Source organism: Arthrobacter rhizophilus (assembly GCF_026241105.1).
Classification (GTDB): domain Bacteria; phylum Actinomycetota; class Actinomycetes; order Actinomycetales; family Micrococcaceae; genus Arthrobacter.
Genome location: NZ_JAPFFT010000003.1, coordinates 49,920 through 62,494, shown reverse-complemented (window position 1 = coordinate 62,494; position 12,575 = coordinate 49,920). Strand labels below are relative to the sequence as shown.

Below are 12,575 nucleotides of genomic sequence, written 5' to 3'. Positions count from 1 at the left end.
CATGAGCTCAGAAATGCAGGTGTTCCTGCTTCCGGACCTAGGGGAGGGCCTCACCGAGGCCGAACTCGTCAACTGGTTTGTGGCCGTGGGCGACGAAATCCGCGTCGACCAGCCGATCGCCGAGGTGGAGACCGCCAAGTCCATGGTGGAGGTGCCATCGCCGTACGCGGGCATCGTCGCCGTGCTGCACGGCGAAGCCGGCCAAACGCTCGACGTCGGGAAGCCGCTGATCTCGGTGGCGCCTGTTGGCGCTTCGGTTGCCGCTGAGCCCGAAACTGTGGAAGAGGCCGGTCCCGCGGAAGTTGTTTCCGAGGCACCCGCTGCGTCCGCAGCCGCCGAGGCGTACCGGATGGAAGAGAAGGCCGGATCCGGGAACGTGCTCATTGGCTATGGCACCTCTGGTGGTGGGGAGGCGCGGCGTACGCGGCCGCGGAAAGCTTACGGTTCTGCTGCGGCCGTGTCCTCGGCCCCTGACTTTGCCGAACTTTCGTTGTCCCGCACTCGGATTCCCGGGAAGCTCTCTGCCGTGATTTCCCCGTTGGTACGGAAGATGGCGCGGGACCACGGGGTTTCGTTGGACGCCGTGCCTGGTTCGGGGGAGAGCGGGCTCATCCTGCGCCGGGATGTCGAGGCTCTCATCGGTTCGGTCACGCGTGAGACAGAGCGCGCGGAGGTCCCGGCTCTGAGGGCTCCGGCCGTGGTGGAGCCTTCCGCCGGGGTTCAGGATGCCCGGACCGGCTTGCCCATCGCCTCGCGTACCCAGGTTCGCGGAGTGCGGAAAGCTGTTGCTGCGAACATGACTCGCAGCCGTTCAGAGATCCCTGAAGCGACTGTCTGGGTGGATGTCGACGCTACGGCCCTGCTGGAGATGCGTGCTGAACTCAAGAAGCACGATCCGCACGGCGCCCCTGGATTGCTTGCGTTCATCGCTCGTTTTGTCACAGCTGGGCTAAAAAAATTCCCGGAGTTGAACACCCGGATCGTCACGGCTGAAGACGCGGCCGGCGGTGAGATGCAGGAGATCATCGCGTTCGACGGCATCAACCTTGGCTTCGCTGCCCAGACAGACCGCGGACTGGTGGTTCCCTCGGTGCGCAACGCCCACCTGTTGAGCGCCCGCGAACTGGATGCCGAGATCCGCCGGCTCACCGCCGTGGCGCGCGACGGCAAGGCAACCCCGACTGAGCTGGCCAGCGGCACGTTCACGCTGAACAACTACGGGGTGTTCGGCGTGGACGGTTCCGCGGCGATCATCAACTATCCCGAAGTTGCCATGCTCGGAGTGGGCCGCATCATCGACAAGCCTTGGGTGGTGGACGGCCAGTTGGCTGTCCGCAAGGTGACCGAGCTGACACTCGCGTTTGATCATAGGGTTTGCGACGGGGAGACCGCTGCCGGTTTCCTTCGGTATGTTGCGGACGCGATCGAGAACCCGGGAACGGTACTCGCGGACCTGTAGGTGCGAGCGTAGGGTGCATTCCCGAGGGCATTGGTAACTCTCTCGCACTCTGCGCCGGCTTCATTCGATCGATTCAGCCCGTTTGTCAGAGCAACACCCGAGGTCCTCCCAGATGTCTACCGCAATATTCGGAATTCAGGAGTCAACTTGCGCAGAGACAGGGGGGACAGGCCGGACAGGGCGCCTTGACCGGTTTTTTTGGCCCTTCCCACTGGCGACCAGTTCTTTGGGCGGGGCCAGCTTCTCGCCGAAGAGGGCGAAGCGTGCCCAACGTGAACGGCGGCTAAGTATCTGAAGCAGAATCGGGAAGCTGATGCCAGCAGCCATGCCCAGTGCGAATTTCACTAGCTCGCTGTGCATGCCGATGGCGCGTGAGCCGATCCAGATGATGGGGAGGGCGAAGTAATGGAACAGATAGATTCCGAACGCGTACCCTCCTACCCATGTGAGGAAACGACAGGTCAGCGCCTTGCGGAAGTGAAACAGAACAAGGACGGAAGCGATCCCAATGACCATAGCTAGCGATCGGTCTACGCGGATGTCGCCAATCGCGATCACCTCATTTAGTGCCAAGATACGGGGAAAGAAGGCAGCGATGAGCGCAAGCACGAGGAAACCTAGCCACAGCCTGGAGAGTTCCGGCGGGAATCGCTTTAGGCCATAGCCGAGTAGGAAGAAGGGCAGAAGCCGGACAGCGGGGCCGATCCCCAGGAAGTCGATGGCTGGCACGAGGGCGCTTACGTGTAGGAGGGCCGATAGCGCCGTTACGGTGAGCCACCCCGGAAACTTGCCTAGGAAGCCAATAGCATCGAGCATGCCCGCCGCGAGGAAGATTAAGAATATGGCCTGCAGAAACCATACATGGTCCATGCCGAAGAAGTAGACCTTCCACCAGTCGCCGAGTTCAACGCTGGCGCTGCTGAAAGGGTTGAGCATTTTCGCCCAGAACACGAGGGTGCCCACGACGAGGAGCGGAATGAGGACCCGTCGCATCTTTGCCTTGACGAGCGACCCGTACTGCGGCCAATCCCGCGTTGGGCGGGCCGCGTAAACGAACCCTGACAGCACTGTAAAGAGTGGCATTCGGACGTCTTGGAGACCCCAGAAGATCAAGCGCCAGGGCGAGTCGTCGGCTACTTGCATCGCGTCGTTGGCTTCTGCGCCGACAACATGCCCAGCGACCATGAGGATGATCGCAATGCCGCGCAGAGTCTCAATGGACGGGTCTTTTGGTTTTGTCCCCCGATTTGCCACACGCAGAAGCTTAGCGGAAGCGCCCGTTTTCTCCGGTATCTTTACTTACCAAAGCTGGCGTGCGGTCCTATGCGACCGTGCTGTCAGTGACGAGTCCGAGGCCGACGAGTGTTGTCCGGATTTGGGCCTGCGCTGCGTTTTCGGTGGCACGCGAGTAGGTTAACGCTGGCCTTACGGTCGGGGTCGCTCCGTAGAATCCAAGTTTTTGTGCCGGGTTGGTTCCGATCTGTGCCCCCACGTTGGCGTCCATGACAATGTCAACGAGCCGGTTGCGGTTAGTTAGCATGTGTACCACATTGCTTTGAGTGCAGCCGATATATGTGACTGATCCGTAAATGGCGTCTACGGCTTGAATATCGGAGTTCATGCGCAAGGATTCGGAGGCTCCGTTGAAGAAGTGCCCGACGATTACTGCAACAGAATAGGCGGATTCAAACCGGATGCCGACGACGGTGTTGTCTGCGATTTGCGTTACGCCGGGGTTCAGATAGGTTCCGCACTGGACGAGAGTCACGTTGTAACCGTAGATGTGCCAGCCGTACTGGGTGGGGCTGTCGGCATGGCAGGAGTTGTAGTGGCTGCCGTTGGAATGATCCTCGAATCCGACCTTCATGGCACCCTTGGCAGGGTCCGCCCATGCGTGCACGTCGTGTACGACGGCGTTGCCGCCTACCGGGAGGGTGACACCGGTTTCGTAATTCTGGATGATGATCTGCGAAAACGAGTGGTCGCCGGAGTTTTCCACCAGAATGCCGCACCCGCCGGCAATGACGGTCGGGGCGTTGCTGAAGAGTCGGACTCCCGAAATAACTGCTTCGGCGGAGCGCCCGGATGATCCGGCGTCCCCCAGCTTGATTGCTGCGAGCTTGCCACCTGTGACCGATAGCCCTCTAGCCTCGAAGTAGAGAAAGTCGCGGATATGCAGCCCGATCTCGGCATTCGTGTTGGCGTCGATCACGCCTTTGCCGCCGATGTAACCCCTGTCGAGCCTTGTGCCGATACTGGTACGGATCACCGCCGTCATAGCTGCCCCGGCTGTGATCTTGGCGCCCTCGGCGAGGCGCATCCTCTGCAAGCCTTCCAACGTGGCCGTTATCTTGTATGTTCCGGCTGGAACGTACACTTCGACGTCTTCTGTATTGGCTGCATCGATAATGGATTGGATATGAGCGGTCGCGTCATGGACGCCGTTACCGTAGGAGGGGCTAACGGTCTTGACTGCGGGATAAGTGGCATTTTGTGCGCCTGGCACAGATAGTTTCCTGGAGATTCAGCTAGGCATTGTCGAACTGGCTCGGTCCTAGTCTATGTCAGTTGCGGTGGATAACCTGGGTCGCCCGACGGGAGGCACCCAGACCGAATTGGACAGTGTGGCATTTTCACCAACAACTACGGATTATTCAGCTTTGACGGATCCGCGGCGATCGCCAACCATCCCGAGGTCGCCATGCTTGGCGCAGGCCGTATCCTCGTCGAGGGGCGGCTGGCTAGCCCCTCAATTTCGCGGAGATCACCACTCAAATTCCAGGCGGACGTTCTGCCCAGGGGGACTGCCTGGTTGGACACCGGACCCTTTGACGACCTGAGGGGTGGTTAAAACTTCATCAGGACCGTAGAGCATCGCCAGGGCCTGAAAGTGGGTGCTCCGGAAGAAGTGGTTTGGCGCGCGGGCTTTCTTTCTGACGATGAGTTGCGGGCCCGTGTTGAGCCGCTTGTGAAGAGCGGCTACAGTGCTTACCTTCTTGGTCTATTGGAATCAGGCAGGACGACCCCAATGCCGGAGCCCTCCTATAGTCATTGTTTGTTGAGCGTTCCTCCGCCGGGTGCCCGGACGGCCGCGAACCGGTCTTTTACAGCCCTGTGTGGCGACAAGCTCGAGACCGGAGGTACCGTTCGCGCTGGCAACGTATGCGGCATTGGAGAACAAGTCAGGATCTGTTCGTCGACGTAGGGCTCACGATGTTACTCGCGCTCGCTGTCGGGGTCGATTAGCGCGCTAACCTGTCAGCCCCTCAGCAGTCCGGGTGGATAGCGACCTTCACGAAGGCTGCGGTTTGGTATACATACTGGTACGCCCAGGTATTGGTTGGGTTGGTCAAGGAGACCGGCGGCAGGCCCCGCCGGTAGGCGATCATATGCAGGTCTCCCTCGTAGCAGCGGGTGACGATCACGCGGGCTCGGGTCACATGGAACTGGGCCGTGAGGACGTTGGCGCTTTTCCAGCCGTATTGGCTCGAGAGATCCCTGAGTGCCCGTGCTTCGCCTTGTGTGGTGAACGGATCAGGGTTGAAGCAGATAATCCGGTACGGGCGGTGAGCAGCACATACGTCTGCCTGGTATTTGCCGTCTTTTCCTACTGGGCTTGAGACTACAAGCGTGGGTGCATATCCCTGCTGCATCAGCTGTTCTGCGTAGCTCATGCGTTGGTCCGGGGGCCCGAGGACGAACACCACATCCGCGTGTTCGGGTTCGTCGGCCGGCGGTGAAACATACAGAAAGATGCCGGCAATGGCCCAGACCATCGCCAGGGCGCCGATTGCGGCAAATGACTTAATGAGCAACCGCCTCTTTCGCCTGGGCGACGCGGTTTCTGTTTCGGGATTACAGATAACAGTCATACCGTCCTTTAGCCAAATGCGGATGTAGGCGCGGCGCTGCACTGCTCCAAGACTACTATCTGCTCGGTCCTGACAGCTCGAAGCGTGGAGAAAGCCCTACTGCAGCTTCATCAAATTGTGCGTAGCCGGCCCTTCGAGCAGCTTCCCCGCAGCCGAATACCGCGAGCCATGCAGCGGGCAGTCCCAGGACTTCTCGGCGTCGTTCCAGTGCAGGATGCCGCCCAGGTGTGCGCATTCCGCGGACACCCGGCACACCACACCATCCACGGTGCAGATAGCCGCGGGTTTCCCATGAAAAAGTCCCGTGACGCCCGTGCCCTCGGCGGGGTGGGTTTCCTCCGTGATGGCTGGCTTCCCCTTCAGGGCTGCCTTGTCCCGGAAATTCTGCTGCTGTGTCTCTACGTTGAACGAAATCGTGGACGCTGCACCGCGCGGACCCGTGACCCGGTGGTGGATGGTCCGTGCCCAGGGGAGCTGACCGCTCCCCGTGATGTCGGAAACGACGTCCAGCGCCGCCGCAACGCCATTGGTCATGCCCCACTTGTTGTAGCCGGTGCCGAACAGGATCTTGCGGTGGCCCCGAGGGAACCTGCCAAAGAACGGCATGAGGTTGGTGGCCTGGTAGTCCTGGGCCGACCACGTGTGCGTCACCTCGGCGTCCGGATAATACCGTTGGGCCCAGCCAACCAGCTCGTCCACGTGAACCTGCGCAGACGGCGCCCGGCCGCCCGCGTGCCCGAACCCGCCCACCAAAAGCAAGCTCCCGCCGTCGGGCACTGGATAGTCCCGCAGCGACCGTGTGGGCGGCTCGGCTGAAAGGTACATCCCCGGCGGCGGGCTCATGCCCTCCGGCAGCCGCAGCGCGGCTGCATAAGAGCGATTCGGCCGCAGCTTGGCGAAGTAGAGCCCGCGGTTCAGCATAGGTGTCCCGGTGGCGAGCACCACGTCGCGGGCGGTGACCTCACCCTTCCTGGTGACCACCGCCAAGGGATCGCCGTTCCGGACGTCCATGACGCGCACGCCCTCCACGATGCTTCCACCAGCCGCCCGAACATCCGCGGCCAGCGCGTCCAACACATCCATCGGATTGAACTGCGCCTGGTCCGCAAGCCGCAAGGCGTCGTCGACGTCGAACGGCAGCCCCGTGTCCCGGGTGGACTTGACGTTGAGTCCGGCAGCCCGGGCCACGAAGGCTTCCGCGCGGAGCCGATCCGCGCCGGCCGGGGTGGTGGCGAACGTGTAGGCATCCCGATACTGGAAAGGCACACCCCGCCCCTCGAGGTAGCCGAGCAACCACTTCTGGCCCGCCCTGTTCGCGTCAACGTAGGCACGGACCACGTCCACGGGATACTGATTACGCAGCGCGGACAGGGTTGTGCCCTGCAACAGGCTCAGCTTCGCGGTGGTGTTTCCGGTGTTGACTGCGCCGACATGCCGGGCCTCAAGGACCAGCACATTGCTTCCCGCCCGTGCCAGCATGAGCGCCGAGGCCAGGCCGGTGATTCCGGCGCCGACCACCACGGCGTCGTAACTGTTCCCGGGCGTGAATTCATCAGGGCTTGTTGCACCGGGGGAGTCCTTATCCGGCCCGCGCGCGTCCAGCCACAGAGAAGTCATGACGGTCCCACTTCCCTTCAACCGGGGCACGATCCACACCGGAGTTAGCGCGGCGGCGGCCCGGTAGTGCCAGAGAAGCAGAAGGCCACGAGAGAAGCAATAGGCGGGCGCCGACGTCGTGAGTTGCTCGGTGCAAGATCGACATGACGGACCGCCAAAAAGGGCCTGACAGACAGGTCTGTCTTGTGGGTGTGCGAGTAGAATTGCTATTGCCATGACTTCGCCAGATGCCTCGGATGCCACAGGTCCGGCCTCGTCGCCAGCCGGACAAACGACCACCCGAGATGACGCGGTGGATCGGATCTTGGACGCTGCCTACGAACTGTTTTCCCGGCGCGGGATCCGCGCTGTCGGGATCGATCTCCTCATCGAGCATTCAGGAGTAGCGAAGGCCACCTTCTACCGGCACTTTCCGTCCAAGGACGATCTGGTCCTTGCCTTCCTGGCACTTCGCGACCAGATCTGGACCGTGGACTTGATCATCTCCGACGCCAAGAGCAGGGGAAACACCGCCGAGGAGCAATTGCTCGCCATCTTCGACGTGTTCGGCGATTGGTTCAAGCGGGAGGATTTTGAGGCGTGCTCGTTCATCAACGTCCTGCTTGAAATGGGCCGCGAACATCCGCTGGGGAAAGCCAGCATCGGCTACCTCGCCAGAATCAGGGGACACATCCAGGCGTTGGCAGAGGAAGCCGGCCTGGAGCGGACCGAGGAGTTCGCACGCTCCTGGCACATCCTGATGAAGGGCTCCATCATCTCGGCCACAGAAGGAGACGTCCTGGCGTCCAAGCGCGCCCAGCAGATGGCCGCTTGGCTGATAGAACAGCATCGAGGCCCAGGGCGCCCTTCCTGAAGTCCAGTCTTATTGAAGCGTCAGGTCCGCATGGCCCTTCCGGTACCGCCTGGGAAGATGAGATGCCCGGCGCGCTCGCCCCAAGTGGCCCATTCGCTGGGCTGGACCGAGGGCCGCCCAAGGTGATAGCCCTGTCCGACCGTTATTCCCAACCCGGCAAGAGTGGCGAGTTCGGCGCTGGTCTCGATGTGTTGAGCAGTCAGGACCGCCCCGATCTCCCGCGCGAACCCGACCTCCGCCGCAACGATTTCCTGGCGCAGGGGATCCTGGTTAAGACCTGCAGTCAGTCTCGGGTCCAGCTTGATCATCTCCGGCTTGAGCCGATGAATATGGCGGACCGCGGCGAAGTAGGAACCCGTATTTTCGATGGACAAGCGCACGCCGGCACTACGCAGCGGCCCCACCGCCGCGTCGAGCGAAGCGGCCTGGTCCGGGGGGAAATGCCCGGAGATTTCCAGGATCACACGGTCGGGCGCCACCGGACTTTGATCGAAAAGTGCAGGAAGGCGTGGATCCAGGCAGACCGCATCGGAAAGCTTTAACGCCACGAAAAGGTGGGGTGGCAGATCCAGCGCCGCTGTAAGCGCCGACTCCAACGCCGCGAATTCAAGATCCGTGCGGAGCCCGGTGTCCTCGGCTTCCGCGAACCAGAAGTCGGCAGGGTCTCCACCGTCGCTGACGAAGCGCGTCAAAGCCTCGGCGCCCACCACGGTAGCCGTGGTGAGATCGAAAACGGGCTGGAAGGCGGTCATCAGCATGTGGTCCCTGAGTACCGCCTCGAGCCGCGTGGTGACATGCTGCGACGAATCCGAGTTCAGCTCGTCCATCTGCGAGGGCGGGGCAGCGGTGTCCTGAACACCCAGGCCGGGCTGTTGCGTCCTGAGCGAAGACAAGTGTTCCAGCAGGGCCTCTTCCGGATGCCCCGGATGGGCGGCAACATGCCGGCGGAGTTGTTCACGCACGGCATCCGTTGCCTGCGAAGAGTCCGCCAGGACTTCATCGATGATTTCCAGGACCTGGCTGCGTAGCCCACCCAGCTCGTCGCGGGGCCCCACGAACGCCGGACTTGCGTGCATGGCGTTGGTCAAAGCAAGAAAAGGCGGCTTCTGCGTCGACATGAAATATTCCTTTGCCTATAGCTCCGGCTGAGCCCGGGACCTGCAAACTAAGGGAATACTACAGCCGGACAAACCGGTCAGCCTGCATTGGGATGAAATAGGCACGCCGTTACTTGGTTCCCGCTGTGGACGCGCGGCAGATCACGATCCTCCCAGCTCTCCGTGGGTAGAATCGAGGCCTGAACACTGCCGGAACGCATCTGAAGACGGAGAAACAATGTCAGCATGGCTCGAAGTCGGCCCAGACAACTACGTGCTGGAGACCGAGGGTTGCCTGCTCAACACGGGCCTCGTGGTAGGCACGGAACGAGCCATGGTGATCGACACCGGCTGCGGCCCCCGTCAAGGCCGGCAGATCCTCGCCGCTGTTCGCGAAAAGACCCAGCTGCCGCTGGTAGTCGTGAACACCCACGCCCACTACGACCACTACTTCGGTAACGCCATTTTTGCCGACGACGGCGTCACGGAGTTCTGGGGGCACGTCAACTGTGCAGCCACAATCGACGACGACGGCGACCACCAGCGCCGCTTCGTCGCCGCCACGGAACCGGAAATGGCCGCGGGCAAGGGCGACGCCGTCGAAATCGTCATACCCAACGCGATCGTCAAGGACCAGCCAGTCCTGGTTGACCTCGGCGGCCTGACCGCCACCCTGTTCTACCTTGGCCGCGGCCACACCGACGGCGACCTCCTGGTAGGCACGCCCAGCACCCTCTTCGCCGGCGACCTCGTGGAACAAGGGGCCCACCCATCGTTCGAGGACTCCTACCCGGAGGACTGGGCAGACGCGCTGCGGCACATCTCGGCCCTGCGCCACCGCTACGAATTCCTGATCCCCGGCCACGGAAAGCCCTGCAGTGACCAGTTCGTGAAGACCATGGCCGACACCATGTCCACAGCGGTACGGCAAGCGAGGCAGTCGATCCGGGACACGCCGTCGGACGCTACCAAAGCGATCCCGGTGCTTCCCTACGGGCCCGAACAATCACGCTGGTTCATCAAGCGGCTCCAGGAAACGCAGGCGCACCACTAAAGAGGGTGTGGCGCAGACTGCCCCGTCACTGCGTCGGTGGCGTGAGCCACGCGGTCAGGGGAGTGCCGCAGGTCCATTCTTTCCAGTCCGCGGGGCGGGTGGTGGGCCGGCCCAGGAAATAGCCTTGCCCTGCGGTCATGCCCAGGCCGGTGACGGTTGCCAGTTCTTCGGGGGTTTCGATGCCCTGGGCGATGACGATGGCACCGATTTGTTCGGCGAATCCGACCATGGCCTCACCGAGGGAAGAGCGGAGGGGGTCCGTGTCGATTCCGGCAATAAGGTTCCGGTCCAGTTTGATGATCTCGGGCCGGACGTGCCTGATTTGCCGGACCGAGGTGAAGAACGAGCCAGCGTGGTCGATCGCCAGGCGCAGTCCCCTTCGGCGCAGCGGAGCCAGCGCGGCAACAAGAGGTGCGGGCTGCTCTTTGGTCATGGCCCCGGTCAGCTCGAGGACCATGCGACCCGGATCCAGTTCCGTCTCCTCCAGCAAGACCGGAAGGAGCGGATCCAGGCAAGTGTCCGGGGAGAGTTTGAGCCCCACGAACAGGTGGGCCGGCAGTTCCTGGGCGGCCGCGAGGGCGGACTCCAGGGCAGCGAAGTCAAGATCACCCGTCAGCTGGGTACGCTTCGCATCGGCGAACCAGCCCTCCGCACTATCGCCGCCCTCGCTCAGGAACCTTGTCAACGCCTCGGCCCCGACAACGCTGCCACCCGCAAGGTCACGGACAGGCTGGAACGCCGTCACCAGCATCCTGCCCTCCAGGACCGCCTCTATCCGAGACCGGATGCTGTCCTCCGAGCGCGGGAACAGGGATCCTGTCAATTGCCGCGCCCCGGGGCTGCCCTCCGCGGGGAAGGTGTCCTGCATGCGGTCCCGGAACCTGTCCAAGGCCCTGGTGTTCACCAGGTGTTCCAGCAATGCAGTTTCGGGGCGTCCGGGGTGGGCGGCAAGACATTGACGCAGTTGTTCCCTGATGTCCGCCTGGTCCGGCCCGGATCCGGAAAGCACCGAGTCAATGATCTCCTCGGCCTGCCGCCGTATTGCCGGCTCACGCCCGCCGGAGCTGCTCGACGGTTCAGGGCGGAGGACAGCACCTGGCGGGAAAGGCTGCGACTCTATCGACATTGGCTATTCCTTTGTTTCCCCGTCTCCGGCTGAGCCCGGAAACCGTAGCCCGCCCGCCCTCTCCCTCTCGGGTTCCCCTGGGCGGAAGAACGGTAGGCCGTGAAGAAACTTTACAACGGTACAGACCGGTCTGTCCCTCATCGGGGAGTAGAATTTTTTACCATGACTCCTCAAGCCGGATCGGTCGCGGCCTCCGGTCCCCGTCCGGGCACCGCCTCGCCCGACGCAGGCCAGAGAATCCTGGACGCCGCGTACGAACTCTTCTCACGCCGGGGCATCCGGGACGTCGGCATCAGCGAACTGATCGACCGGGCCGGCGTGGCCAAGGCCACGTTCTACCGCCACTACCGCTCAAAGGACGACGTAGTCCTGGCCTTCCTCTCACAACGGGACGAACTCTGGACAGTGAACCAGATCATCGCCGGAGCCCGAAGCCGCGGGACAACCCCCACACAGCAACTCCTGGCGATCTTCGACGTATTCGGGGACTGGTTCATCCGTGACGACTTCGAGGCTTGTTCCTTCATCAACGTGCTCCTGGAGATGGGCCCCGGACACCCGCTCGGGCAGGCAAGCATCGATTACCTCGCCCGGATCCGGGACCACGTCCAAGCCCTGGCCGAAGAGGCCGGACTCGCCCGACCCGAAGAATTCGCACGGTCCTGGCACATCCTCATGAAGGGATCAATCGTCTCGGCAACCGAAGGCGACACCCACGCCGCGGCCCGGGCACAGGAAATGGCCGGCTGGCTCATCGAACACCACCAGCGGTAACCACCCGAGCAGGATACGTACCCGGACGATCGCTGCGGCCCAGCGGCCGGCTCGATCAGGCGCACCACTAAGGGGTGGTGTGTTTGAAGGCGTGGCGGGCCTCGAGGAGAGCGTAGTAAATGATCACGACCCCCGCCAGGGGATCGGCCCACCACCAGCCGAACAAGGCGTTAAGGGCGAGCCCGGCCAGGACCGCGCCGGCCAGATAGGCATCCACCAGAGTCACTCTTCCTTCAGCGCGGAGCACCGGATTGCCCAAGCTGCGCCCGGTGCGGATCTTCCCCCAAGCAAGGGCGAGCATGACCACCAAGGTCAGGGCCGTCCACACGATGCCCGGAGCTGAGGTGCCAGGGCGGACGCCTGTGGCAAACACAATGGCCAACTGGATGAGCAAGTAGGCGCCGAGAACGGCGAAAGCCGTCCCTATCAGTCTCATCGCGGGAGCTTCGCGCTCCTTGTGGGCGCCCTTGAGCTGCCACACGACCACCACCGAAGCGAAGATCTCGATCAGGGAATCCAAGCCGAAACCGGCCAGCGCAGGGGAACCGGCCTGAATGGCCGCGGCGGCAAGAACGCCGAGGCCCACCACGTTCCAGCCGAGGGTCGCGTATTCCAGACGAAGGCCGCGGCGCAACAGCATCCCGGAGTCTGTGGTTGGGGTTGCGTTGACGTCAGGACTGGTCATGGGGTGTCTGCTTCTTCCATATGAACAAACATTCAGGC

General features: G+C 62.6%; 11 protein-coding genes and 1 pseudogene. 5 read left to right on the top strand and 7 right to left on the bottom strand.

Annotation, left to right across the window (positions count from 1 at the left end):
* Window position 1 precedes the first annotated feature (1 nt).
* The gene (locus OOZ51_RS04330) at window positions 2-1,459 is read left to right on the top strand and encodes a dihydrolipoamide acetyltransferase family protein (RefSeq protein WP_265977727.1); all 1,458 of its coding nucleotides are present in this window, start codon (window positions 2-4) and stop codon (window positions 1,457-1,459) included.
* A gap of 135 nt (window positions 1,460-1,594) precedes the next feature.
* On the opposite strand, the gene OOZ51_RS04325 is transcribed toward OOZ51_RS04330, so the two are convergent.
* On the bottom strand, window positions 1,595-2,713 hold the full coding sequence (locus OOZ51_RS04325) for an acyltransferase family protein (protein ID WP_265977726.1): 1,119 nt from the start codon (window positions 2,711-2,713) through the stop codon (window positions 1,595-1,597).
* 67 nt (window positions 2,714-2,780) lie between these two features.
* The gene (locus OOZ51_RS04320; RefSeq protein ID WP_265977725.1) at window positions 2,781-3,965 is read right to left on the bottom strand and encodes a glycosyl hydrolase family 28-related protein; all 1,185 of its coding nucleotides are present in this window, start codon (window positions 3,963-3,965) and stop codon (window positions 2,781-2,783) included.
* Between the two features lie 267 nt (window positions 3,966-4,232).
* Between OOZ51_RS04320 and OOZ51_RS04315 the strand changes: the two are divergent.
* Window positions 4,233-4,469: pseudogene (locus OOZ51_RS04315) on the top strand (glucose-1-phosphate thymidylyltransferase); the annotation flags it as partial.
* A gap of 256 nt (window positions 4,470-4,725) precedes the next feature.
* Here the strand turns inward: OOZ51_RS04315 and OOZ51_RS04310 are convergent.
* Both OOZ51_RS04310 and OOZ51_RS04305 read right to left on the bottom strand, forming a co-directional pair.
* Window positions 4,726-5,274: a YdcF family protein gene (locus OOZ51_RS04310; protein WP_265977724.1), complete on the bottom strand. Its 549-nt coding sequence runs from the start codon at window positions 5,272-5,274 to the stop codon at window positions 4,726-4,728.
* A gap of 153 nt (window positions 5,275-5,427) precedes the next feature.
* Window positions 5,428-6,948 (bottom strand): FAD-dependent oxidoreductase, encoded by a 1,521-nt coding sequence (locus OOZ51_RS04305; RefSeq protein WP_265977723.1) that lies wholly within the window; start codon window positions 6,946-6,948, stop codon window positions 5,428-5,430.
* A gap of 214 nt (window positions 6,949-7,162) precedes the next feature.
* On the opposite strand from OOZ51_RS04305, the gene OOZ51_RS04300 reads away from it, so the two are divergent.
* Window positions 7,163-7,801 carry a TetR/AcrR family transcriptional regulator gene (locus OOZ51_RS04300; protein ID WP_265977722.1) on the top strand — a complete coding sequence of 213 codons (639 nt, stop codon included), beginning with the start codon at window positions 7,163-7,165 and terminating at the stop codon, window positions 7,799-7,801.
* Between the two features lie 20 nt (window positions 7,802-7,821).
* On the opposite strand, the gene OOZ51_RS04295 is transcribed toward OOZ51_RS04300, so the two are convergent.
* Entirely contained in the window at window positions 7,822-8,919 is a 1,098-nt protein-coding gene (locus OOZ51_RS04295) for an EAL domain-containing protein (protein ID WP_265977721.1), read from the bottom strand.
* 217 nt (window positions 8,920-9,136) lie between these two features.
* Here OOZ51_RS04295 and OOZ51_RS04290 point away from each other — a divergent pair, with 217 nt between their 5' ends.
* On the top strand, window positions 9,137-9,952 hold the full coding sequence (locus OOZ51_RS04290) for an MBL fold metallo-hydrolase (protein WP_265977720.1): 816 nt from the start codon (window positions 9,137-9,139) through the stop codon (window positions 9,950-9,952).
* Window positions 9,953-9,977: 25 nt separating this feature from the next.
* Here OOZ51_RS04290 and OOZ51_RS04285 read toward each other — a convergent pair whose 3' ends face one another.
* The gene (locus OOZ51_RS04285; protein ID WP_265977719.1) at window positions 9,978-11,078 is read right to left on the bottom strand and encodes an EAL domain-containing protein; all 1,101 of its coding nucleotides are present in this window, start codon (window positions 11,076-11,078) and stop codon (window positions 9,978-9,980) included.
* Window positions 11,079-11,240: 162 nt separating this feature from the next.
* Between OOZ51_RS04285 and OOZ51_RS04280 the strand changes: the two genes are divergently transcribed.
* Window positions 11,241-11,852 (top strand): TetR/AcrR family transcriptional regulator, encoded by a 612-nt coding sequence (locus tag OOZ51_RS04280; protein WP_265977718.1) that lies wholly within the window; start codon window positions 11,241-11,243, stop codon window positions 11,850-11,852.
* A 67-nt stretch (window positions 11,853-11,919) separates the two neighbouring features.
* On the opposite strand, the gene OOZ51_RS04275 is transcribed toward OOZ51_RS04280, so the two are convergent.
* A complete protein-coding gene (locus OOZ51_RS04275) occupies window positions 11,920-12,537 on the bottom strand; it encodes a cation efflux transmembrane domain-containing protein (protein ID WP_265977716.1) in 618 nt (205 codons plus the stop codon).
* Between the last annotated feature and the right edge of the window lie 38 nt (window positions 12,538-12,575).

What these genes read in the sequence shown, in the direction of transcription:
- OOZ51_RS04330 (WP_265977727.1), top strand. Translation starts at nt 2, where the DNA reads ATGAGCTCAGAAATGCAGGTGTTCCTGCTTCCGGACCTAGGGGAGGGC.
- OOZ51_RS04305 (WP_265977723.1), bottom strand. Translation starts at nt 6,948, where the DNA reads ATGACTTCTCTGTGGCTGGACGCGCGCGGGCCGGATAAGGACTCCCCC.
- OOZ51_RS04300 (WP_265977722.1), top strand. Translation starts at nt 7,163, where the DNA reads ATGACTTCGCCAGATGCCTCGGATGCCACAGGTCCGGCCTCGTCGCCA.
- OOZ51_RS04295 (WP_265977721.1), bottom strand. Translation starts at nt 8,919, where the DNA reads ATGTCGACGCAGAAGCCGCCTTTTCTTGCTTTGACCAACGCCATGCAC.
- OOZ51_RS04290 (WP_265977720.1), top strand. Translation starts at nt 9,137, where the DNA reads ATGTCAGCATGGCTCGAAGTCGGCCCAGACAACTACGTGCTGGAGACC.
- OOZ51_RS04285 (WP_265977719.1), bottom strand. Translation starts at nt 11,078, where the DNA reads ATGTCGATAGAGTCGCAGCCTTTCCCGCCAGGTGCTGTCCTCCGCCCT.
- OOZ51_RS04280 (WP_265977718.1), top strand. Translation starts at nt 11,241, where the DNA reads ATGACTCCTCAAGCCGGATCGGTCGCGGCCTCCGGTCCCCGTCCGGGC.
- OOZ51_RS04275 (WP_265977716.1), bottom strand. Translation starts at nt 12,537, where the DNA reads ATGACCAGTCCTGACGTCAACGCAACCCCAACCACAGACTCCGGGATG.